Genomic DNA, 23,450 nt, shown 5'->3' with positions numbered 1-23,450 from the left:
GCGCTCTCCCTATCTTTGCGGGCTAACCGCAGGGGTGCCGCTCCGTTCCGAAAGGCGTGGTGCGCGAGGCGCTAATCCATGGTGTCCGCCGAGGGCCGAATTCTCGGAATTTTCGTGGAACCGATCCGACTGTTCGCAGTTAATGCTATTGGGCTGAGCAAAGCAGGTTCCATTTTCGGTGCGCCGCAACCTTGGCGCTTGATTTCGAATTTGGCTGACGCTCTATTTTGACCAAACGCGTCTTGCCATAGATTCGGCCGGCGCCTGCGGGGGAATCAGTATGAGCGACCTCGATCCCGGAACTGCATCACGCTCCGGTCGTCGCGTCCCAAAGCCAAAGACCAACGGTACGTCGGATCCGGATTCCCGGGCGGAATTGCTGCTCGCTTTGCAGGCAATGCGCAGCGGCGATTTCTCCGTGCGGATGAGCGGCGATTATCTCGGCATCGACGGTAAGATCGCCGACACCTTTAACGAAATCATCGCCGCCAATCAGCGCATGGCGCAGCAGCTCGAGCTGGTCGGCCAGGTGGTCGGCCGCGAGGGCAAGACCCGCCAGCGCGTGAAATTCGGCCTCGCATCTGGCTCTTGGGCCGACATGGAAGGGTCCGTCAACACGCTGATCGATGACCTGTTGTGGCCGACCCGTGAGGTGACGCGTGCAGTCGCGGCGGTGGCGCAAGGCGATCTGCTCCAGACCGTCAAGCTCGACGTCGACGGCCGCCCCCTGCGCGGCGAGTTCTTGCAGTCGGCGACCATCGTTAACACCATGATCAAGCAGCTCGGCGTGTTCACCTCCGAGGTGACGCGCGTGGCGCGCGAGGTCGGCACCGAAGGCAAGCTCGGCGGCCAGGCTCAGGTGCCCGAGGTGACCGGCGTCTGGAAGGACCTCACCGAGAGCGTCAACTCGATGGCGAACAACCTGACCAACCAGGTTCGCAACATCGCCGAGGTGACGATCGCGGTCGCCAATGGCGACCTGTCGAAGAAGATCACCGTCGACGTCCGCGGCGAAATCCTCCAGCTCAAGGAAGCCATCAACACGATGGTGGATCAGCTCCGCTCCTTCGCCTCCGAAGTGACGCGCGTGGCGCGCGAGGTCGGCACCGACGGCAAGCTCGGCGGCCAGGCGATCGTGCCCGGCGTCGCCGGCACCTGGAAGGACCTCACCGATAGCGTCAACGCGATGTGCGGTAATCTGACCGCCCAGGTGCGCAACATCGCCAACGTGACGACTGCCGTGGCGCGCGGCGACCTGTCGCGCAAGATCACCGTGGATGTGCGCGGCGAGATCCTGGAGCTGAAAGACACCATCAACACCATGGTGGACCAGCTCAATTCGTTCGCCTCCGAAGTGACACGCGTCGCACGCGAGGTCGGTACCGAAGGCAAGCTCGGCGGCCAGGCCCAGGTGCCCGGCGTCGCCGGCACCTGGAAGGACCTCACCGACAACGTCAACTTCATGGCGTCGAACCTGACCGCACAGGTCCGCAACATCGCCGATGTCGCCACCGCGATCGCGAGCGGCGATCTGTCGAAGAAGATCACCGTCAACGTCTCGGGCGAGATCCTTCAGCTGAAGGAGACGCTCAACACGATGGTCGATCAGCTCAACGCCTTCGCCGGCGAAGTGACGCGCGTCGCCCGCGAGGTCGGCACCGAGGGGCGGCTCGGCGGTCAGGCCAACGTGCTCGGCGTCGCCGGCACCTGGAAGGACCTGACCGAGAGCGTCAACTCGATGGCCTCGAACCTGACTGCGCAGGTCCGCAACATCGCGGAGGTGACAACGGCGGTCGCCGGCGGCGACCTGTCGAAGAAGATCACCGTGGACGTGCGCGGCGAGATCCTGGAGCTGAAGGACACCATCAACACCATGGTGGACCAGCTCAACGCCTTCGCCGGTGAGGTGACGCGCGTGGCGCGCGAGGTCGGCACCGAAGGCAAGCTCGGCGGCCAGGCCGTCGTGCGCGGCGTCGGCGGCACCTGGAAAGACCTCACCGATAGCGTCAATTCGATGGCCTCGAACCTGACCGGACAGGTCCGCAACATCGCCGAAGTCGCGACCGCGGTGGCGAAGGGCGATTTGTCGAAGAAGATCACCGTGAACGTATCGGGCGAAATCCTTCAGCTGAAGGAAACGCTCAACACCATGGTGGACCAGCTCAACGCCTTCGCCGGCGAAGTGACGCGCGTCGCCCGCGAGGTCGGCACCGACGGCAAGCTCGGCGGCCAGGCCGGCGTGCCCGGCGTCGCCGGCACCTGGAAGGATCTGACCGATTCCGTGAACTCGATGGCGGGCAATTTGACCGCCCAGGTGCGCAACATCGCCGAAGTCGCGACCGCGATCGCCGGCGGCGATCTCTCGCGCAAGATCACCGTGGACGTGCGCGGCGAGATCCTACAGCTCAAGGACACCCTGAACACGATGGTCGACCAGCTCAACCGCTTCGCGGGCGAGGTGACGCGCGTGGCGCGCGAGGTCGGCACCGAAGGCCGCCTGGGTGGTCAAGCCAACGTGCCCGGCGTCGCCGGCACCTGGAAGGACCTCACCGACAGCGTGAACTCGATGGCGGGCAACCTCACGGCCCAGGTCCGCAACATCGCCGAAGTCACCACCGCCGTGGCGCGAGGCGACTTGTCGCGCAAGATCACGGTGGACGTGAAGGGCGAAATCCTCGAGCTGAAGAACACCATCAATACCATGGTGGACCAGCTCAATGGCTTTGCGGGCGAGGTCACGCGCGTGGCTCGCGAGGTCGGCACCGAAGGCAAGCTCGGCGGTCAGGCCGAAGTGCCCGGCGTCGCCGGCACCTGGAAGGACCTCACCGACAACGTCAACTTCATGGCCTCCAACCTGACGGCCCAGGTCCGCAACATCGCCGAGGTCGCGACCGCGATCGCCGGCGGCGACCTCTCGAAGAAGATCACGGTGGATGTGCGCGGCGAAATCCTTCTCTTGAAGGACACGCTGAATACCATGGTCGAGCAGCTCCGCTCCTTCGCCGCCGAAGTCACGCGCGTGGCGCGCGAGGTCGGCACCGAAGGCCGGCTCGGCGGTCAGGCCGTCGTGCCCGGCGTCGGCGGCACCTGGAAGGACCTCACCGACAACGTCAACCTGCTCGCCGCGAACCTCACCACGCAAGTCCGCAACATCGCCGAAGTCACCACGGCGGTCGCGCGCGGCGACCTCTCGCGCAAGATCACGGTCGACGTGAAGGGCGAAATCCTCGAGCTGAAGAACACCATCAACACCATGGTGGACCAGCTCAATGCCTTCGCCGGCGAAGTCACGCGCGTGGCGCGCGAGGTCGGCACCGAAGGCAAGCTCGGCGGACAGGCGCAGGTGCCCGGCGTCGCCGGCACCTGGAAGGATCTCACCGACACGGTGAACTTCATGGCGGCAAACCTGACCGAACAGGTCCGCGGCATCGTCAAGGTCGTCACAGCCGTCGCCAACGGCGATCTGAAGCAGAACCTCACCGTGAAATCGAAGGGCGAGGTCGCGGCGCTCGCCGACACCATCAACAACATGACCGAGACGCTTGCTACCTTCGCCGATCAGGTGACGTCGGTGGCGCGCGAGGTCGGCGTCGAGGGCCGCCTCGGCGGCCAGGCCAACGTGCCCGGCGCCGCCGGCACTTGGAAGGACCTGACCGGCAACGTCAACCTGCTCGCGGCCAACCTGACCTCACAGGTGCGCGCGATCGCGGAAGTCGCGACTGCCGTGACCAAAGGCGACCTGACGCGCTCGATCCAGGTCGACGCCCGCGGCGAAGTCGCTGAGCTGAAAGACAACATCAACACGATGATCACGAATCTCCGTCTGACGACGGACGTGAACACCGAGCAGGACTGGCTGAAGACCAACCTCGCGAAATTCACCAACATGCTCCAGGGCCAGCGTGACCTCACCACCGTCGGCCGGCTGCTGCTCACCGAATTGTCGCCACTGGTGAACGCCCATACCGGCGTGATCTACCAGGTCGAGAACGAGAACGATCCGCAGCTCCTGCTGCTCGCTTCTTACGCCAGCGACGGCATCTATCCCTATCAGCGCGTGCTTCAGTTCGGCGAAGGCCTGATCGGCCAGTGCGCCCTCGACAAGCGGCCGCGCGTGGTCGCCGACATTCCGCCTGACGTGGTGCCGATCAACTCGGCGCTGCTTCGTGTCGCGCCGAAGAACCTGGTGGTGCTGCCGGTGCTGTTCGAGAGCCAGGTCAAGGCCGTGATCGAACTTGCTTCGCTGACATCGTTCACGACATCGCAGATGACGTTCCTGGAGCAGCTCACCGACTCCATCGGCATCGTGCTCAACTCGATCGAGGCGACGATGCAGACCGAAGGCCTGCTCAAGCAGTCGCAGCAGCTCGCCGGCGAGCTGCAGACGCAGCAGCGCGAATTGCAGCAAACCAACGACCAGCTCGAACAGAAGGCGCAGCAGCTCGCCGAGCGCAACGTCGAGGTCGAGCGCAAGAACCAGGAGATCGAGCAGGCCCGCCGCGCGCTGGAGGAAAAGGCGACCGAGCTCGCGCTAACTTCGAAGTACAAGTCCGAATTCCTGGCCAATATGAGCCACGAGCTGCGCACGCCGCTGAACTCGATCCTGATCCTCGGACAGCAGCTCACCGACAATCCGGACGGCAACCTCTCGGCCAAGCAGGTCGAATTCGCCCGCACCATCCACGGCGCCGGCACCGACCTGCTCAATCTCATCAGCGACATTCTCGATCTGTCCAAAATCGAGTCCGGCACGGTCACGGTCGACGCCGAGGAAATCCTGACCGCGAATCTGCTCGAGACCGTGGGCCGGCCGTTCCGGCACGAGGCGGAAAACCGCAATCTGTCGTTCAAGATCGACATCGATCCGAACCTGCCCCGCAGCATCGTCACCGACTCCAAGCGCCTGCAACAGGTGCTGAAGAACCTGCTCTCCAATGCCTTCAAGTTCACCGCCGAAGGCGAGGTGCGCCTGAAGGTCGCCAGCGCGGTCGGCGGCTGGGGGACGGATCATCCGGTACTGAACTCCGCACCAGCCGTGATCGCGTTCGAGGTGTCCGATACCGGCATCGGCATTCCCCTGGAGAAGCAGAAACTGATCTTCGAAGCGTTCCAACAAGCTGACGCCGGCACCAGCCGCAAATATGGCGGCACGGGCCTCGGGCTTGCGATCAGCCGCGAGCTCGCAAGCCTACTGGGCGGCGAAATCCACCTGCGCAGTTCGCCGGGCAAGGGCTCGTCCTTCACGATTTATCTGCCGTTGAAATATTCCGGCCCGACGCTCGCACCGCGTGCTGCGCCCGCGCCACAGCAACACACCCAGCCGCCGGCGCTACAGCCGGCCGCGCCTGACCAGCAGCGCGTCATCGAGCAGCTTCCCGACGACCGCCTCAACATCGAGCCGGGCGACACCATCCTCCTGATTGTGGAGGACGATCCGCACTATGCGCGCGTGCTGGTCGATCTCGCCCGCGACAAGGGCTTCAAGGTCCTGGTTGCGGCCCGCGGTGCCGAAGCGCTGGAGCTCGCCAAACAGTACCAGCCGACGGCCGTCTCCCTCGACGTGTTCCTGCCCGACGTGCTGGGCTGGACGGTGCTGAGCCAGCTCAAGCACAATCCGCTGACCCGCCACATTCCCGTCCAGATCATCACGCTCGACGAGGACCGCCAGCACGCGCTGGCGCGGGGGGCCTTCTCCTTCGTCAACAAGCCGACGACGACGGAAGGCGTCTCCGCCGCGCTGACGCAGATCAAGGAATATGCGCGGCCGCGGCGCAAGCGACTCCTGATCGTCGAGGACAACGAGGCCGAACAACTCTCGATCCGCGAGCTGCTGCACCACGACGACATCGAGATCGTGGTTACCGACACCGGTGCCGGCGCGCTCTCGACGCTGCGCGAGCAGCCTTGCGATTGCGTGGTGCTCGACCTGCGGCTGCCGGACATGAGCGGCTTCGAGGTGCTCGACGAGATCCGCAATGACGAGGCGCTGTCGAACATTCCGGTCGTGGTGTTCACCGGCCGCGAGCTCTCGGCGGAGGAGGATGCAGAACTCCACACCATGGCGCGCAGCATCGTGGTCAAGGGCGTGGAATCGCCGGAGCGCCTGCTCGACGAGACCGCGCTGTTCCTGCACCGTGTCATCACGGAACTACCGGTCGAGAAGCAGCGCATGCTGGAGAAGCTGAACAGTTCCGACGAGGACCTGATCGGCAAGACGGCCCTGCTCGTCGACGACGATGCCCGTAACATCTTCGCGCTGTCGAGCGTGTTGGAACGGCGCGGCATGAAGGTGTTGACGGCCACGACCGGCAGCGAGGCGGTCGCGCTGGTCGAATCCAATCCGGAAATCGCCATCGTGCTGATGGACATCATGATGCCGCAGATGGATGGCTATCAGACCATGGGTGTGATCCGCGAGAACCCGGCCTTCGCGCGATTGCCGATCATCGCGCTGACCGCCAAAGCGATGAAGGGTGATCGTGAGAAATGCCTGGAGGCCGGCGCGTCCGACTATCTCGCCAAACCCGTCAACACCGATCAATTGCTGCTTGCGATCCGCATGTGGCTGCACCGCTGAGTTGGATCCGCGAATGGACCACGAAAAGGTCAACATCCTGCTCGTCGACGACCAGCCGGCCAAGCTGCTCGCCTATGAGGTGATCCTGAAGGATCTCGGCGAGAACCTCGTGATCGCCTCGTCCGGCCGCGAGGCGCTGGAGGTTCTGCTCAAGACCGAGATCGCGGTCATCCTAGTCGACGTCTGCATGCCCGAGCTCGACGGCTTCGAGCTCGCCGCGATGATCCGCGAGCATCCGCGCTTCCAGAAGACCGCGATGATCTTCATCTCTGCCATTCAGGTGAGCGACATCGACCGGCTGCGGGGCTACGAGATGGGCGCCGTCGACTACGTTCCGGTGCCTGTCGTGCCGGAGGTGCTGCGCGCCAAGATCAAGGTGTTCGCCGAACTCTATCGCAAGACCCGCGAGCTCGAACGACTGAATCAGGAGCTCGAGGACCGCGTCCGCGCGCGCACCGCCGAGCTGGAGAATTCCACCGCCAAGCTTCGCGAGAGCGAGCAGCGGCGCAGCATGGCAATCGCCGCCGGCAAGATGGGCTCTTGGGATTGGGACTGGATCACCGGCGACTGGATGTGGGACGAGGGACAATATCGCATCTTTGGGGTCAGCCCGGAGAGCTTCGAGGTCAACCCGGCCAACGTTCAGGCGCTGTTGCATCCCGATGACGTCGATCAGTTGCGCAAGGCAATCGCCGAGTTCAACAGCGGCACGCGCTCCTATGAAACGGAGTTCCGCATTGTGCGGCCCGATGGCGAGGTACGCTGGTGCGTCGGCACGGCGGCCGCAACGGTAGACCATAGCAGCCGCGTGGTGCGGGTGAGCGGCGTTACGGTGGACATCACCGAACGCAAGCGCGCCGAAGAGCAGCAGAACCTTCTCGCGCGGGAAGTCGATCATCGCGCCAAGAATGCGCTGGCATTGGCGCAATCGATCGTGCGCCTCACCCGTGCCGACGAGGTCAAGGCCTATGTCAATGCCGTCGAGGGACGCATCAACGCGCTCGCGCGCGTGCACACCATCCTGTCGCTGTCGAGCTGGCAGGGAGCCGAGCTCTCCAAGCTGATCGACGAGGAGCTGGCACCCTATTCGCCGAGTGGCCAGATCAGGTTGGCGGGCCCCGAGGTTCAATTGCTGCCGACGACTGCCCAGACACTGGCGCTCGCTCTGCACGAGCTTTTCACCAACTCGGCAAAATATGGCGCGCTTTCGACACGATCCGGGCGGCTCATGATCGGGTGGCAGGTCGAAGACGAACTCCTCACGCTGACCTGGGAGGAATCCGGCGGCCCGCTCGTCAGGACGCCGAAATCCCGAGGCTTCGGAACGCGAAGCCTGCTCGCGAGCGTCGAGTCCCAGCTCGGCGGACGGGCGAAATTCGATTGGCGCGCTGAGGGGCTGTTGTGCCGCCTCGAGGTACCGTTGACACGCAAGCCGGCCACGATAGCACCCAGCAAATTTGATGCCGCCGCCGCGGCCGAGTTGCAGCGCGCATCCGGTTAGAGCGTTTTCCAGCCAAGCGGTAACCGGTTCGCGTCAAGAAAGCGCGTCAAGCCAAGAATCGAGAGCTTCCGTTTCAATCGGAAGGGAGAGCTTTAGCCGGACGCCGTGTTCGTCATGCGCTGCTCCGTCCTTGGGTCGCGCGCGATGCGTCCTTCGAGCCAAGCTTCCGTTCGAGCGAGATCACGCAACGCCTTCGCGTAGCGCCGGGCCGCGCTTCGCTCCGCGCCGCGCGGGAGCTTGCGCGCCTTGCGCAAGATGTCTGCGGCCGCGTTGCGATAGGCCAGCGAGCGGTACAGAAAGACTACCTTGCCCATATCAAATGTCCCGTGTTGATGGCCTCATGTTCGCAAGCCGGGCATGAACGTCGGATGAAGCTGGCGATGAAAATTCCTTCATCCAGATGGAACTAATGACTATCGCGCGCGTTTGGGTGCCAGATCGGGACATGGTTCCATGCGCGCGAAGAAGTCGTCGGGCCTGGTCTCTCCCACCGGCCTCATCAAGCTGATGACACATGGGATGATGGGTGCAGCCCTCGGCCTCGCCTTCAGCCTCACACTCATTCTTTCCAATCCAGCCGTCGCCAATCTGCTGAGTCATGGCGGAAGCCAAGCCGCTCTTGTGTTCGCTCTCGCACTGGGACGACCTTCGCGATCGGCGCGACGCTCACCGGCATCGTGTTCATCCTGGAAGAGAACAAGCAATCTTGAAGCGCGCGTGACGCGTGGAGAAGCTTTGTTGGGGAACTCCTGCGAGGAACGGCAGTTGGCCGCCTGCGTCAATTTAACCCAGGGAGTTCCTCCATATGAAGACAGTCAAGCTCGCCCTCGCCGCAATGTTGGCAACTGGCCTCGCTGCCGCGCCGTTCGCCGCGGAGGCGAAGTCGCACAAGGCCAAACATGGGTCCTCGATGTCATCATCGCAGACCACGGGCGCGAACACCAAGTCCTCCAAAGGTGCCGATCCCTCCGGTCAAGGCGGCTCTGGCCCCGGCTCCGACCAGGGCGGCACCATGACGAACAACAAGGGCGGCATGAGCAACACCAAGTGAACTCTGCGCGGTAACGTGAGAGTCCCGTGTTCAGCGCGGGGCGCTTCACCAAAGCACGATGACGGTTCATCCAGACCCTCGCGCCATAAAGCGCAATGAGATGGATGAATCGTCATTGCGCTTCAGGTTGTTGTTTGAGCATGATCTTTTCGGAAAACCGCTAGACACTTTGCTACTTTAGCGCCACATGCTCGGCGCGCTGACCAGCGTATCGCCCGCCGGCCCGCTTCACCTCCTCCAGGCATAGCGATCGCCGCACAAGGCCTCGCAGCATCGCGGACGCGCGCCGGCACGTCATCACGGCGGACGAGGAACGTTGTCGCAGATCTCGTCCGGCACCGCCCGCACAGCGCGGCCCGTTAGGTGTCCGAGGGCATCGACAATCGGCAGCATGTCGCTTGCGCGCACGCTTAGTGGCCAGCCAACAGGCGCGCCGCCTTGTCGACATTCTTCACGGAGCGAAGATGCATCTGGCCGCGGACGTCAGGCAGGACGTCACCGCCCCCAGCCGCCTTCCATTCATCGATCAGCAGGTTGATTTTCCGGCGCAGATCGATCTGCGCCAGAGCTCGTTCGGTGCAGTCGCAATCGCCGTTGACGAGATCGCGCACAGACGCCTCGACCTCGGCCATTTCCAGCCTCAAGGCGCTGATTTTACGCCGAATTTCGTTAATTCTGTTGTCCATGGCTTGTTAGAACAAAATAAGAACATATAGTCAAGTCATGTTTTCAAACCGGAGGAGCGACATGCAGGTTCAGGCCAAATACGACGCCAGGGTTTTCCTTAGCGAGCAGATGACACGGGCGCAGGGACTGAGATTGAAGCGGCTGAGCGAAGAGGCGTATCAGCCGGCACAATATGCGCGGGATCTGTCCTTCGCCGAGGCTGCGCGGCGCATCCAGGTGCTGGAGGCCGAGATCGAACTGGCGAATTCGTTCTAGGGCTGCCTTGACCGCCGGGAACATTGCACGCGTGCTGTTCGGAACCATGCCGGTGTCGAACGGTTCTTCCTCGGCCAAGGGAGAAAAGGCATGGCACGTAAGGCAAAGAAGCGCCGCTACTCGCGCAGCTCCGGCAGCGATGTCGAAAGCGAGATGCGGCGTTACAAGAAAGGTACCGCGAAGAGTGGACGTGGCGGTCGCGGCGGACGCGTGAAGAGCCGCAAGCAGGCGATTGCGATCGGACTGTCAAAGGCACGCAAGAAGGGCAAGAAAGTCCCGAAGAAAGCCTCCAAGCGGAAGACGTCCAAGAAATCTGCCAAGAAAACTTCCAAGAAATCTTCCAAGAAATCGTCCAGGGCATCGTCAAAGCGCAAATCCACCAAGCGGTCACGCTGACCTCGGTCAGATCATGCTGCCCGGCATGAAGCAGCGGATCGAAATTCCGAACGCAGTCTTCACCGGCCACACCATGGTGCGGCCGGCGCGGTTCGGCTCGGTGATGACGGCTTCATCCGGCACCTCGACCCATTGCCCGTCCAGCCGAACACGGTAATGCCCGTTGTGCGATTCCCAATCGGGATCGGAGACGGCAAAGCCGTCCGCATCCGAGCAGCACGGACCGAGGTGGCTGCGCAGGCTGTCGAACCATGGCTTCAGGGGCGAGTTCGCATAGCGGCCATCGTCGCGCCCGAGCGCGTTTTCTGCCGGCAGGATGAACCACGCGACGAGCAGCGTACTTATCAGTGAGAGCTTCAATCGATCCATGTCGGCACCGATCAAATGCGAACCACCGGCCAGTTCCACAAAGCGGTCAGGGGGTTCGAAGTTCCACACTCGCGAACCGACCCCACGGCTTCATTGCCGCCGAGCAGATGCGCGGCCAGAAAGTCTGATGGCCGAACACGGCTTTTTCGGACGAACCGGGTCACCCTCCCTGCCGTTAACGAGAATGTTATCGGTGGCCTCGTGTGGGATCTTGAGTGCGAATGCGAAAGGCGGCCGGAAGGCCGCCTTTCTGGATTTGTATTGATCGGAGTCAGCCTTACGCGAGCGGCACCGCGACGAATCGGGTGGCATCCGCACTTCTGACCTGCAACAGCACGCTGCGCTTGCCGGACGATTTGGCCTGCGCCAGCTCCGAACGGACTTCGGCGACATTGCTGATAGCCTTGCCACCGACATTGAGGATGACGTCTCCGGTCTGAATGCCGCGCTGCGCGGCCGGCCCCTCCGGATCAACCTCCGTGACGACGACACCCTCCCGGCCGGCGCCCTGCACATCGCCGGCCGGAGCCAGACCAAGCCCAAGGCGCGGCGTGCCGGTGCCCGGCTGCACCTTGCCGTCATAGGCCTTGCCCTGCGCCTGCCGTTCGTTCGGCAACTCGCCAAGCGCCAGCGTCACGGTCTTGCTTTCGCCCTTGTGGAAGATGTCGAGCTTGATTGAGCTGCCGGGCGCCAGGGTGGCGATGGTGCGGGCGAGATCGCGGGAATCCTTGACCGCCGTGCCGTTGACCGCGGTGATAACGTCGCCCGCCTCGATGCCGGCCTTCGCCGCCGGGCTGTCGGGTTGCGGATTGTCGACGATCGCGCCGCGCGCCTCCTTGAGGCCAACGCTGTCGGCAATATCCGACGTCACCGGCTGCACCTGCACGCCGAGCCAGCCGCGGGTAACTGCGCCCTTGTCCTTCAATTGCGCCACCACGAGTTTTGCAGTCGTAGCCGGAATATCGAAGCCGATACCGACCGAGCCGCCTGAGGGCGAGAAGATCGCGGTGTTCACGCCGATCACATTGCCGCTCATATCGAAAGCCGGACCGCCCGAATTGCCCTTGTTGATCGGCGCGTCGATCTGGATGAAGTCGTCATAGGGACCATTGCCGATGTCGCGGCCGCTGGCCGAGACGATACCCGCGGTGACGGTGCCGCCAAGGCCGAAGGGATTGCCGACCGCGACGACCCAATCGCCGATGCGCGGCTTCTGGTCGGAGAATTTGACGAACGGAAAATCTTTCTTGCCGTCGACCTTGATCAGCGCGAGATCGGTCTTCGGATCTGTGCCGACGACCTTCGCGGCGTAGGTCGTGCCGTCGTCCATGGTCACCTGCACGGACTCAGCGTGATCGACAACGTGGTTGTTGGTTACGGCATAACCGTCGGCGGAGATGAAGAAGCCGGAGCCTTCGCCCGTGATCATTTGGCGGCGCTGACGCGGCATGCCGTTCATGCCACCCGGAAAGCGGAAACCGAACTGTCGCGAGAACTGGTCGAGCGGCGAGCCTTCGTCCGAATCCATCCGGTTCTGTTGCAGCATCGCGCTCTTGTCGTTGCTCTGGTCAATTCTGACCCGCACCGAGATGACGGCGGGTTTGACCTTGGCCACGAGATCGCCGAAGCCCGGCGGGGTCGCAGCCGTTTCGGCGGCTTGGGCCGGCGCGACGAAGGAGGTCATCGCGAACGGCAAAGCGCCGGGAGCAGCCGCCAGCACGGCCACGCCAAGCGCGGCTACGCTGCCGAGCGGCGCGAGCCTGCGCGTCCTCAAGATCTTGCGGGAGGGGGGGATGTCGGAATTGACGCGATCGTTCATGTCGAGATGTCCATGTTGAGCAGCTGTCGCCTTGCGCCCAACATGGTCGTTGCCACCTTACGGCGTCCCGTCCACGCGATTAAATCTTGGCAAAGATTTGGGGACCGGCCAGCGGGCAAGACGATCAACGAAGACGATGCTGCCTGCGCGAAGCTTCAGCGACCGATCTGGCAGGACATGTCTGCCGGCTCTCGACCCGCACAGCCGGCCTGCCGGTCGCCCGCGCCGACATTGAGCCGGGCCGGCCCGCGGCTGTCACGCTGCGGCAGGTGGCTTCCAAGCCACGGCTTCAGGGGCGTCCTCGCCGCCTTGTGCATTGCACGCGTCGAAATGCGCCTTGAGCTCGACTTCCGCGAGATATTCGAAATGTTCGGCCTGGCCGAGAAGCTCCCAGTTCTGGAGCGGCCTGTAGGCTGCCTGCTGACGACAGAGGGACGCGAGCGCCCGGTAGCGACGTACGTTCTCCATGAGACCCTCCCTCGCATTCACAGGGCTTATTGCCTCGATTTGCGTCAGGCCGATGGCGGTCATGCAAAAGTTTTGCTGCGCCCGCCGCGCGCCAGCCTCGGTTAGTTCTAGCAAATGCGGAGGGGAGCCAAAGTTCCAGTCGGCGCGGATTCGCACGCTGAATTCTCCCCGCCCGCCAAGGGCCAGGCGTAGAGGCGGCGATCGATGACGTAGTCTACCGGACAGGGCCTCCATCGCTTACGCGCATCCGCTGCGCAGACCTATCTTGCGGCTTTGGAAGCAGGCTGGCGTCGGCGGCGGCGCGAATGGCCGCAATATTGGCCGCGTATTCCGCGGCGCCTTTGCCGCGAAACACCGCGGAACCCGCCACGAGCGTATCGGCGCCCGCGGCGGCCACCGCAGCAGCATTGTCGCGCGTGACACCGCCATCGACCTCGAGCCGGATTGGCCGGTTGCGGATCATGGTCTTGATCCGTGCGATCTTCGCCAACTGGGAGTCGAGGAAGGACTGGCCGCCGAAGCCGGGATTGACCGTCATCACCAGCACGAGGTCAAGACGATCGAGCACATATTCGATGACACTCTCCGCCGTCGCCGGACACAGGCTCACGCCGGCTTTCCTGCCGAGCGCCCGGATCGCCTGAAGCGAACGGTCCAGATGCGGGCCGGCTTCTGCGTGCACCGTAATGACGTCCGCACCGGCCTTCGCGAACGCCTCGAGATAAGGATCAACAGGCGCGATCATGAGATGCACGTCGAAGACCTTCTTCGTCAGCGGCCGGATCGCCTTGATGACGTGGGGGCCAAAGCTGATGTTGGGCACGAAGTGTCCGTCCATGACGTCGCAATGGATCCAGTCGGCCCCCGCCGCATCGATCGCCACGATCTCCTCGCCGAGACGCGCGAAATCCGCCGCCAGGATTGAAGGAGCAACGATCACCTCTCTCGTCATGACCTTGCACTCCGCGCGTCGGCGCCGCCGCTGAAGACGCGGCTCGCCAGGACGTCGATGGGATCGATGGTTTCGAGGTCGGCGATGTCGAGCATGCGGTCGAGATCGGATACCAGGCGATCGGCCTGCCGCAGGCGGATACGGTCGACGGCGTTGCGGATCGACCGCGCGTTGGAGAAGAACGGCTGGGTCCGGCGCAGCGTGATGTATTTTTCGAACGCCTCGCGCGCGGCCGCCGAGAAGCGATAACCGCGCTCCTTCAGCATCAGCTCGGCGATGACGAGCAGCTCGGCTTCAGCATAGTCTGGAAATTCGATGTGGTGCGCGATGCGCGAGCGGAAGCCGGGATTGGAGGCGAAGAAGCTCGTCATCCGCTCGCCATAGCCGGCGAGGATCACGACCAGGTCTTCGCGCTGATTCTCCATCACCTGGAGCAGGATCTCGATCGTCTCCTGGCCGTAGTCACGCTCGTTGTCGGGCCGGTGCAGATAATAGGCCTCGTCGATGAACAGCACGCCGCCCATCGCCTTCTTCAATATCTCCTTGGTCTTCGGAGCGGTGTGGCCGATATACTGGCCGACGAGATCGTCGCGCGTGACCGAGATCACCTGCCCGCGCCGCACGAAGCCGAGGCCATGCAGGATCTTGGCCATGCGCAGCGCTACCGTGGTCTTGCCGGTGCCGGGATTGCCTGTGAACGACATGTGCAGCGTCGGCGGCGCGGAGGCTAATCCCGCGCGCTGCCGGATACGTTCGATCAAAAGCAGCGAGGCGATCTGGCGCACGCGGTTCTTCACCGGCTTCAATCCGACCAGCTCCTGCTCGAGCTGTTGCAGCGTGTCGGTGATCCCGGCCGCTTCAGCTTCCTTCCGGAGATCGAAATTGGTCTCGCTCTGTTCGGTTGTTGCGTGAGGAATATCAAGCATCGGCACCTCGAAGAAAAGAGCTTCGCCGCAGGGGAGCGGCGAAGCAGTGGTCCGCCAAGGAAACGGAGCAGGGAGTGCTCCGCGCGGAGAGGAATGGCTTACACGGACGCCTGCGCGGCTGGCTTTCGTACCGTGGTGTAGCGGATCGCGCGGCCGCCGACCTCGTGCCGCACCAGCTCGAACTCCGCCTCCTGCGCTGGCCGGTTGACGAGGAAGGAGATGCGCACCGATTCCCAGCCATGGCTGGAATCGAAACCGCTGATGCGGATGTAGCGGTCGCCGTACACTCTGCGGCACTCGGCGAGCTCCATCATCACGCCCGCGGCGTCCTGGAGATCGAACATCGGCAGGCCCCACATCTCCCAATAGGTGTTGCGGGGATGCGGATCGTCGGTGAACTCGATGTTCACCGCCCAGCCATTGGCGAGGCAGTACTGCACCTGGCTGTAGATCTGGTCGTCGGTCAGATCGGGCAGGTATGAGAAGCAGCCCTGGGTCAGTTTCATGTGAATCTCCTCAAACGGTTTCCAGCGCCGTCGGCACGAAGTCCGGCGTATCGGTGGATTGATAGTTGAAGGTGACGTCCTTCCAGACTTCGAGCGCGGCCTTCAGCGGCGTGCAGGTCTCGGCCGCCTTGGCGAGGATCTCCGGCCCTTCGTGGACATAGTCGCGGCCCTCGTTGCGGGCGAGGATCATCGCTTCCAGCGCCACGCGATTGGCGGTCGCGCCGGCCGCAATGCCCATGGGATGGCCGATGGTGCCGCCGCCGAATTGCAGCACGACGTCCTCGCCCAAGAGATCGAGCAGCTGGTGCATCTGCCCGGCATGGATGCCGCCGGAGGCCACCGGCATCATCTTGTTCAGGCTCGCCCAGGATTGGTCGAAGAACAGCCCGTGCTCGAGCTTGGTTGGATTGAAGTCCTCGCGGCAGACGTCGTAGTAGCCGCGCGTTGTGTTGGGGTCGCCTTCGAGCTTGCCGACCACCGTGCCGGCATGAATGTGGTCGACACCGGCAAGCCGCATCCATTTGGCGATGACGCGGAACGACACGCCGTGGCTCTTCTGCCGCGTATAGGTCGAGTGGCCGGCGCGATGCAGATGCAGGATCATGTCGTTGCGCCGCGCCCACTTGGCCATCGACTGAATCGCGGTGTAGCCGATCACAAGGTCGATCATGACGATGCACGACCCGAGCTCTTTGGCGAACTCGGCGCGCTCGTAAATGTCCTCCATCGTGCCCGCGGTGACGTTCAGGTAGGTGCCCTTGACCTCGCCGGAGGCCGCCTGCGCACGGTTCACCGCCTCCATGCAGTAGAGGAAACGGTCGCGCCAGTGCATGAAGGGCTGCGAGTTGATGTTCTCGTCGTCCTTGGTGAAGTCGAGCCCGCCCTTCAGCGCTTCGTAGACCACGCGGCCGTAATTGCGGCCCGAAAGCCCGAGCTTCGGCTTCACGGTCGCGCCGAGCAGCGGCCGGCCGAACTTGTCGAGCCGCTCGCGCTCGACCACGATGCCGGTCGCCGGTCCCTGGAACGTCTTCACATAAGCGACCGGGAAGCGCATGTCCTCCAGCCGCAGCGCCTTCAGCGGCTTGAAGCCGAACACGTTGCCGATAATCGAGGCCGAGAGGTTGGCGATCGAGCCCGGCTCGAACAGATCGAGGTCATAGGCGATGTAGGCGAAGTAGGAGCCGGGCGAGCCCGGGACCGGATCGACGCGATAGCATTTCGCGCGATATTTCTCCGCGGCTGTCAGCCGATCGGTCCACACCACGGTCCAGGTCGCGGTCGAGGATTCACCGGCGACCGCAGCCGACGCCTCGATCGGGTCGACGCCCTCCTGCGGCGTCACGCGAAACAGCGCGATGACGTCGGTGTCCTTTGGCGTGTAGTCGGGCTCCCAGTAGCCCATGCGCTTATATTCCATCACGCCCGAGCGATATCTTTCCTTGCCGCGGACGGTTCCTGCGTGTGCATTCATGACTTTCTCCTGCTCTTCTCTCTCTGAACGACTAGGCTGCGACCGGTTCGCGGGCGCCAATGCGCGGATCAAGTTCGCCGGCGCGATAGCGCCGCGCCATCTCGCTCATCGGAACCACCTTGATCTTGCTCGCGTGGCCTGCCGTGCCGAACTGCTCGAAGCGCTCGCGGCAAAGCTCGCGCATTGCATCCATCGCCGGCTTGAGGAACTTTCGTGGGTCGAATTCGGAGGGCGCCTGCGCGGCGACCTTGCGGAACACCGCGGTCATTGCGAGACGGCAGTCCGTGTCGATATTGACCTTGCGCACGCCGCTTCCGATGCCGCGTACGATCTCCTCGACCGGCACGCCCCAGGTCTGCGGCATCTCGCCGCCGAACTGATTGAACATGTCCTGCAGCGGCTGCGGCACCGACGACGAGCCGTGCATGACGAGATGCGTGTTCGGCAACCGGCGATGGATCTCCTCGACCACCCGCATCGCCAGGATGTCACCATCTGGCTTGCGGCTGAACTTGTAAGCGCCGTGCGATGTGCCCATCGCGATCGCCAGGGCATCGACCTTCGTCGCGCGGACAAAGTCGACGGCTTGGTCCGGATCGGTCAGCAATTGGTCGTGGCTGACCTTGCCCTCGACGCCGTGGCCGTCCTCCTGCTCGCCGCCGCCATGCTCGAGCGAGCCGAGCACGCCGAGCTCACCTTCGACGGAGGCGCCGACCCAGTGGGCGAGATCGACGACGCGGCGGGTGATCGCGACGTTGTAATCGTACTCGGCCGCAGTCTTTGCGTCGGCTTTCAGTGAGCCGTCCATCATCACCGAAGTGAAGCCGTGGGCGATCGCGGAGGCGCAGGTCGCTTCGTCATTGCCGTGGTCCTGGTGCATGCAGAGCGGGATGTCCGGATAGGTCCGCTCCAGCGCGTCGATCATGTGCGAGAGCATGAGATCGCCGGCGTAGCTGCGCGCACCGCGCGAGGCCTGGATGATGACCGGTGCGTCGACCTCTGCCGCCGCCTGCATGATCGCGATGCCCTGCTCCATGTTGTTGATGTTGAACGCCGGCACCGCGTAGCCGTGGCTGGCGGCGTGATCGAGCAGTTGGCGAAGGGTGATACGAGCCACGATGAATCCTCATTGTCGCTTGCGAGCGATCGCCCGTCGGGCGGCTTCCGCAATGCTTTGCGGTGTGATGCCGAACTCGCGGTACAGTACGGGCGCCGGCGCCGAGGCGCCGAAGCCGCGCATGCCGACGAACTCGCCGTCCATGCCGATCCAGCGCGGCCAGTCGCCCGCTACGGCCGCCTCGATCCCGACACGCGGCGCAGTGCCGAGCACGGTGGCGCGGTAATCGTCCGATTGTTGCTCGAACAGTGCGAAGCAGGGTGCGGACACGACGGCGGCACGGATGTGCTCGGTCGCGAGCAGGCGCGCCGCCTCCAGCGCGATCGACACTTCCGAGCCGGTTGCGATCAACGTCACGTCGCGGCCGCCGTCAGGCGACACGACGAGATAGGCGCCGCGCGCGACGCGGTTTCTGCCGCGAGCATCGCTGCGGAAGGTCGGCAAGGCCTGACGCGACAGGCACAACACGGACGGACGGCTCTCGGAATTGAGTGCGCAGTCCCAGGCCTCCAGCGTCTCCACCGCGTCGGCGGGACGGAACACCAGAAGGTTCGGAATCACCCGCAGCGCGGCGAGATGCTCGACCGGCTGGTGCGTCGGGCCGTCCTCGCCGAGGCCGATGGAGTCGTGGGTCATCACATGGATGACGCGCAGCCGCATCAGGGCCGCAAGGCGAATCGCCGGCCGGCTGTAGTCGGAGAAGGCGAGGAAGGTACCGCCGTAGGGGATGAAGCCGCCATGCAGCGCGAGGCCATTCATCGCGGCGGCCATGCCGTGCTCGCGAATGCCGTAATGGATGTAATCGCCAGTGAACGTCCCACGCGTGACGGGAGCCTGCACCTTGGCGTGCGTCAGGTTCGAATGCGTCAGGTCGGCCGAGCCGCCGACGAAACCGGGAATCGTCCCGGCGACGCCCTCGAGCACCTGTTGCGAGGCCTGGCGCGTCGCGATCTTCGGGCGCTCGCTGGCGAAGCGCTCGCGCAACGTCGCCGCAGCCAGCGCATAGGCGCCGGGCAAGGTGACGGCCTTGCCCTCGATGAACAGGTCGCGCTGCTCGGGCGTCGCACGTTCATAACGATCGAGCCAGGCGAGACGATCGACCTGCCCGCGCTGTCCGATCATCCGCCACGCCTTCAGGATCGGAAGTGGCACCACGAAGGGCTGATAATCCCAGCCCAGCATCCGGCGCGCAGCGGCCGTCTGCTCGGTTCCGAGCGGCGCACCATGCGCCTTCTCAGTGCCCTGGCGGTCCGGCGCGCCATAGCCGATGATGGTGCGGCAGGCGATCAGCGACGGTTTTGTCGTCTCACGCTCTTGCGCAATCGCCTGCGCAACGGCTTCGGGATCGTGGCCGTTAACGCGGCGCACCGACCAGCCGGAGGCGGCGAAGCGCGCGAGCTGGTCGTCGGAGGTTGCCAGCGAGGTCGGCCCGTCGATGGAGATTCCGTTGTCGTCGAACAGCACGATCAAGCGGCCGAGCTGGAGATGGCCGGCGAGCGAAATCGCCTCCTGGCTGATACCCTCCATCAGGCAGCCGTCACCGGCGATCACATAGGTGAAGTGATCGACGAGGCCATCGCCATGCCGCGCATTGGCCATGCGCTCGGCGAGCGCCATGCCGACAGCCGTCGCGATCCCCTGCCCGAGCGGTCCAGTCGTGGTCTCGACGCCCGGAGTGTGGCCGTATTCGGGATGGCCCGGTGTCTTCGAGCCCCATTGCCGGAACGCCTTGATGTCATCGAGGCTGACATCACCGCCGGTCAAATGCAGCAGCGCATAGAGCAGCATCGAGCCGTGCCCGGCCGACAGCACGAAGCGGTCGCGGTCGGGCCAGTTCGGGTGCGCCGAGTCGAATTTGAGAAAGCGTGAGAACAGCACCGTCGCGACGTCGGCCATACCCATGGGCAGGCCGGGATGGCCGGACTGCGCGGTCTCGATGGCGTCGACCGCGAGGAAGCGGACGGCGTTGGCGAGATCGTTGTGCGTGACTGCCGTAAGGTCGGCTTCGGCATGAACCGAGATGTTCATCGGGCCCTCCCGTTATCGTCGTTGCTTCACTTCAGGTTTCGCTTGCGTTCGATGAGCTGCATGATCAGCGGCGTCAGGATCAGCTGCATCGCGAGATCGAGTTTCGCGCCGGGGCAGACGATCGAATTCGCGCGCGACATCCAGCTTTGCGGCAACATCGACAGCAGGTAGGGGAAGTCGATGCCCCGCGGATTCTTGAAGCGGATCACGACCATCGATTCGTCTGGCGTCGGGATCCAGCGCGCGATGAACGGATTAGAGGTGTCCACCGTCGGCACGCGCTGGAAGTTCATGTCGGTCTCGGTGAATTGCGGGCAGATGTAATGGATGTAATCGGGCATGCGCCGCAGGATGGTGTCGGTGACGGCCTCGGTCGAATAACCGCGCGCGCTGCGATCGCGGTGCAGCTTCTGGATCCATTCGAGATTGATCACGGGCACGACGCCGATCTTGAGGTCGGCATAGCGCGCGACATTCACCTTATCCGTGACGACGGCGCCGTGCAGGCCCTCGTAGAATAGCAGGTCCGAATTCTCCGGTAGCCGCTCCCAATCGGTGAAGGTGCCGGGAGGTGCGCCATGCAACGCGGATTCCTCGGCATCGTGGACATAGTGACGCGTTACCGCCGTGCCGGTCTCGCCATAGTCGCGGAACGCGCGCTCCAGCTCCTCGAACAGGTTGGTCTCGGGGCTGAAATGGCTGAAGTGCTTGTTGCCGCGCTCGGCCTCGTTCGCCATCTGCGCGCGCATCTCGGCGCGGTCGTAGCGATGGAACGCGTCGCCCTCGATGTAGACGGCGTTGACTTTCTCGCGGAAGAATATCTGCTCGAAGGTCTTCTTGACCGAGGTGGTGCCGGCGCCGGAGGAGCCGGTGATGGAGATAATGGGATGCTTCCTGGACATGGGACGCCTCGCTCAGAGCCGGAAGAATCCGCGTCGCGCGAACAGCGGCGCGGAGACGCTGGCGACCAGCAGCGGATCGCAATGCAATTCCTCGACCCGCCGCACCTCATTGCTCGAGCCCATGATCAGCGGCACGCGCTGGTGCAGGCTTTGCGCAGACAGCTCGAGGATGCGCTCGCGCCCGGTCGAGGCCGAGCCGCCGGCCTGCTCGATGATCATGGCGATCGGATGCGCTTCGTAGGTCAGGCGCAGGCGGCCGTCGCCATAGCCGGGACGCGCGTCCGAGGGATAAAGGAACACACCGCCGCGGGTGAGGATGCGATAGGCTTCCGCGACCAGCGAGCCGATCCAGCGCATGTTGAAATCGTGGTTGGCGGGGCCTTCGACACCGGCGAGGCATTCGTCGATGAAAGCGCGCACTGGCGGATCCCAGTGCCGGCGATTGGACGCGTTGATCGCGAACTCGTCGCAAGCCTCGGAGATCTGCACGCCGCTGCGCGCGAGGCGGAAGCAGCCGGACTTGCGATCGAGGGTGAAGATATCGACGCCGTCGCCGAGCGTCAGCACCAGCGAGGTCTGCGGGCCGTAGGTGGCGAAGCCCGCCGCAAGCTGGGCCGAGCCGCGCTGATGGAAGGCGAGTGAGGGATCATCGGGTGCCGGCAGGATCGAGAAGATCGTGCCGACGGTCATGTTGATGTCGATGTTGGAGGAGCCGTCGAGCGGATCGATCGCGACGCAGATGCGGCCGTCACGGTCGACAATCTGGGCCTCGCGCATCTCCTCCGACGCCAGGGCAGCGAGCGGCAGCCTGCTGAGGCAGCGGCGCAGGATCGCATCGGCCTGAACGTCGAGATCGCGCTGGAGGTCGCCGTCGCTGTTGCGGCCCGTGGTCAGGCCCGAGGCGTCGGCGAGATCGCCGGAGGCGATGAGATCGGCGATCTCGATCGCCGCTGCCGCGATGGCGTCGACTGCGGCCGCCACGGCGAGCGCATGCAGCGCGGTCTCAGAGTACCGTTGAAGGTGGTCGTCCAACCTCAGTTGCCCGGTCATCTGCGTCCATCCCCTTGCTGGCGCCGCATCTATCTCCCTCCCCGTGGAGGTCGGTGCGGTCAGTCCCAGCACGATGAGATTGACAGGGACGGCTTAATAAGGAAAATTTCTATTCATAATGAGCTCAAAAGAATTTTCTTATAATGGCCCCGGCCACGGGGCGTCCCAGCTCCGGCATCTGACGATCCGGCAGCTGCGCTCGCTTGCGGCGGTTTCGGCCAAGGGCAGCGTGACGGCGGCGTCCGGCCATCTCGGGCTGACGCAGCCCGCCGTGACCCAGCAGCTTCGGCAGCTTCAGGACCTCGCCGGCCTGCCGCTGGTGCAGCGGACCGGTGACGGCATGCTGCTGACGGAGGCCGGCAAGGAGGTGCTGGCGCTGGCCGAACGGGTCGAGGCCGCGATCGTGGATTGCCAGGGCGCGCTCGACCTGCTGGCGGGACGGACCGGCGGCACGGTGCAGCTCGGCGCGGTCTCGACCGCAAAGTACTTCGTGCCGCACGCGATCGCGGCGTTCTCCAAGCGCTATCCCAAGATCGAGATCAAGCTCACCATCGGCAATCGCGAGGAGATCCGCGAGGCCATGCACGGCTACGACCTCGATTTCGCCGTGATGGGTCGGCCACCGGCGGACGTCACCGTCGACGTCCGTCAGCTCGGGCGCAATCCGCACATCATCGTCGCGCGGAAGGGGCACTGGCTGGAGAAGGATTCCGGCCTCAACCTGACCGATCTCGTGCACGAGACCTTCCTCACCCGCGAACCGGGCTCGGGTACGCGGACGCTGATGGAAGGCATGTTCCAGAAGTCGGATCTCGAGCCGATCATCGGCATGGAGATGAGCAGCAACGAGACCATCAAGCAGGCGGTGATCGCCGGGCTCGGCATCGCCTTCATCTCGGCGCACACCGTGGCGCATGAGCTCGCCGAGGGCCGGCTGATCGTGCTCGACGTCGCCGGCCTGCCGATCGTGCGGCAATGGTACGTGATCCGCCGCAGCGACAAGGTGCTGCTGCCGCCGGCGCAGGCGATGTTCGATTTTCTGGGTTCGGAGGGATCGAACTATCTGCCCGACGTGCCCGAACTCGGCGGGGGATAGGCCGCCGAAGTTCAGCCCATCAGCTTCATCGCGATCGTCGCGGCCAGGATCACGATGATCTGGAGCAGACGCTCCGTCGTGAAGATGCGGTTGAAGGTGGTCATCGCGTGCCCCGGCCGACGTGAAGAATCTCGTTGAGCCGTTGCTAAAGCGTGATGGCATTAAGTTCGATAGCCTGAGTTTTTGAGGTAATTGGCGCATTCGTCGGCGGTGAAGGCATCGAGTGCGTGGCCGATTGCGGCGCAGACCGCATCGACGGTTCGGGCGGCAGCTTTGCGG

Annotated in this window: 19 protein-coding genes and 1 pseudogene; 7 read left to right on the top strand and 13 right to left on the bottom strand. The window is 64.1% G+C overall.

Annotated elements, in window-relative coordinates; all coding sequences use genetic code 11:
* The first annotated feature begins 280 nt into the window (after positions 1 to 280).
* Entirely contained in the window at positions 281 to 6,577 is a 6,297-nt protein-coding gene (locus tag IVA92_RS27275; RefSeq protein ID WP_247279144.1) for a HAMP domain-containing protein, read from the top strand.
* Between the two features lie 13 nt (positions 6,578 to 6,590).
* Positions 6,591 to 8,078 (top strand): HWE histidine kinase domain-containing protein, encoded by a 1,488-nt coding sequence (locus IVA92_RS27270; protein WP_247279143.1) that lies wholly within the window; start codon positions 6,591 to 6,593, stop codon positions 8,076 to 8,078.
* 92 nt (positions 8,079 to 8,170) lie between these two features.
* Here the strand turns inward: IVA92_RS27270 and IVA92_RS27265 are convergent, their stop codons facing one another.
* Complete coding sequence (locus IVA92_RS27265; protein WP_247279142.1) at positions 8,171 to 8,392, bottom strand: hypothetical protein; 222 nt, start codon at positions 8,390 to 8,392, stop codon at positions 8,171 to 8,173.
* Between the two features lie 139 nt (positions 8,393 to 8,531).
* Between IVA92_RS27265 and IVA92_RS36115 the strand changes: the two are divergent.
* Positions 8,532 to 8,788: pseudogene (locus IVA92_RS36115) on the top strand (hypothetical protein).
* Between the two features lie 95 nt (positions 8,789 to 8,883).
* Complete coding sequence (locus IVA92_RS27260) at positions 8,884 to 9,129, top strand: hypothetical protein (RefSeq protein ID WP_247279141.1); 246 nt, start codon at positions 8,884 to 8,886, stop codon at positions 9,127 to 9,129.
* A 410-nt stretch (positions 9,130 to 9,539) separates the two neighbouring features.
* Here IVA92_RS27260 and IVA92_RS27255 read toward each other — a convergent pair whose 3' ends face one another.
* Complete coding sequence (locus tag IVA92_RS27255) at positions 9,540 to 9,761, bottom strand: hypothetical protein (RefSeq protein WP_247279140.1); 222 nt, start codon at positions 9,759 to 9,761, stop codon at positions 9,540 to 9,542.
* Positions 9,762 to 9,876: 115 nt separating this feature from the next.
* Between IVA92_RS27255 and IVA92_RS27250 the strand changes: the two genes are divergently transcribed.
* A complete protein-coding gene (locus IVA92_RS27250; protein WP_247279139.1) occupies positions 9,877 to 10,071 on the top strand; it encodes a DUF3072 domain-containing protein in 195 nt (64 codons plus the stop codon).
* Between the two features lie 90 nt (positions 10,072 to 10,161).
* Entirely contained in the window at positions 10,162 to 10,467 is a 306-nt protein-coding gene (locus IVA92_RS27245) for a DUF6496 domain-containing protein (RefSeq protein WP_247279138.1), read from the top strand.
* A 6-nt stretch (positions 10,468 to 10,473) separates the two neighbouring features.
* Here IVA92_RS27245 and IVA92_RS27240 read toward each other — a convergent pair whose 3' ends face one another.
* From IVA92_RS27240 to IVA92_RS27190, 11 genes are all read right to left on the bottom strand, one after another.
* Positions 10,474 to 10,836, bottom strand: a complete 363-nt coding sequence (locus IVA92_RS27240) for a hypothetical protein (protein ID WP_247279137.1) — start codon at positions 10,834 to 10,836, stop codon at positions 10,474 to 10,476.
* A 277-nt stretch (positions 10,837 to 11,113) separates the two neighbouring features.
* Positions 11,114 to 12,655 carry a Do family serine endopeptidase gene (locus tag IVA92_RS27235; protein ID WP_247279136.1) on the bottom strand — a complete coding sequence of 514 codons (1,542 nt, stop codon included), beginning with the start codon at positions 12,653 to 12,655 and terminating at the stop codon, positions 11,114 to 11,116.
* A 255-nt stretch (positions 12,656 to 12,910) separates the two neighbouring features.
* Positions 12,911 to 13,123, bottom strand: a complete 213-nt coding sequence (locus IVA92_RS27230; protein ID WP_247415212.1) for a hypothetical protein — start codon at positions 13,121 to 13,123, stop codon at positions 12,911 to 12,913.
* Between the two features lie 214 nt (positions 13,124 to 13,337).
* Complete coding sequence (gene rpe / locus IVA92_RS27225; RefSeq protein WP_247279134.1) at positions 13,338 to 14,075, bottom strand: ribulose-phosphate 3-epimerase; 738 nt, start codon at positions 14,073 to 14,075, stop codon at positions 13,338 to 13,340.
* Positions 14,072 to 15,001: a CbbX protein gene (gene cbbX / locus IVA92_RS27220; protein ID WP_247279133.1), complete on the bottom strand. Its 930-nt coding sequence runs from the start codon at positions 14,999 to 15,001 to the stop codon at positions 14,072 to 14,074. Before cbbX ends, rpe begins: the two co-directional genes overlap by 4 nt.
* 98 nt (positions 15,002 to 15,099) lie before the next feature.
* Complete coding sequence (locus tag IVA92_RS27215) at positions 15,100 to 15,507, bottom strand: ribulose bisphosphate carboxylase small subunit (RefSeq protein WP_247279132.1); 408 nt, start codon at positions 15,505 to 15,507, stop codon at positions 15,100 to 15,102.
* A gap of 10 nt (positions 15,508 to 15,517) precedes the next feature.
* On the bottom strand, positions 15,518 to 16,978 hold the full coding sequence (locus IVA92_RS27210) for a form I ribulose bisphosphate carboxylase large subunit (protein WP_247279131.1): 1,461 nt from the start codon (positions 16,976 to 16,978) through the stop codon (positions 15,518 to 15,520).
* Between the two features lie 31 nt (positions 16,979 to 17,009).
* A complete protein-coding gene (gene fba / locus IVA92_RS27205; protein ID WP_247279130.1) occupies positions 17,010 to 18,095 on the bottom strand; it encodes a class II fructose-bisphosphate aldolase in 1,086 nt (361 codons plus the stop codon).
* A 9-nt stretch (positions 18,096 to 18,104) separates the two neighbouring features.
* Complete coding sequence (gene tkt, locus IVA92_RS27200; RefSeq protein ID WP_247279129.1) at positions 18,105 to 20,123, bottom strand: transketolase; 2,019 nt, start codon at positions 20,121 to 20,123, stop codon at positions 18,105 to 18,107.
* Between the two features lie 26 nt (positions 20,124 to 20,149).
* The gene (locus IVA92_RS27195) at positions 20,150 to 21,025 is read right to left on the bottom strand and encodes a phosphoribulokinase (RefSeq protein WP_247279128.1); all 876 of its coding nucleotides are present in this window, start codon (positions 21,023 to 21,025) and stop codon (positions 20,150 to 20,152) included.
* A gap of 12 nt (positions 21,026 to 21,037) precedes the next feature.
* On the bottom strand, positions 21,038 to 22,075 hold the full coding sequence (locus IVA92_RS27190) for a class 1 fructose-bisphosphatase (protein ID WP_247279127.1): 1,038 nt from the start codon (positions 22,073 to 22,075) through the stop codon (positions 21,038 to 21,040).
* 118 nt (positions 22,076 to 22,193) lie between these two features.
* Here IVA92_RS27190 and IVA92_RS27185 point away from each other — a divergent pair, with 118 nt between their 5' ends.
* Positions 22,194 to 23,171 (top strand): LysR family transcriptional regulator, encoded by a 978-nt coding sequence (locus IVA92_RS27185; protein WP_247279126.1) that lies wholly within the window; start codon positions 22,194 to 22,196, stop codon positions 23,169 to 23,171.
* Positions 23,172 to 23,450: the final 279 nt, after the last annotated feature.

Source organism: Bradyrhizobium sp. 154 (assembly GCF_023073875.1).
In the GTDB taxonomy this organism is placed as follows: Bacteria; Pseudomonadota; Alphaproteobacteria; order Rhizobiales; family Xanthobacteraceae; genus Bradyrhizobium.
The sequence above is the reverse complement of the archived record's forward strand: the minus strand, read 5'-3'. Positions and strand labels throughout refer to the sequence as shown.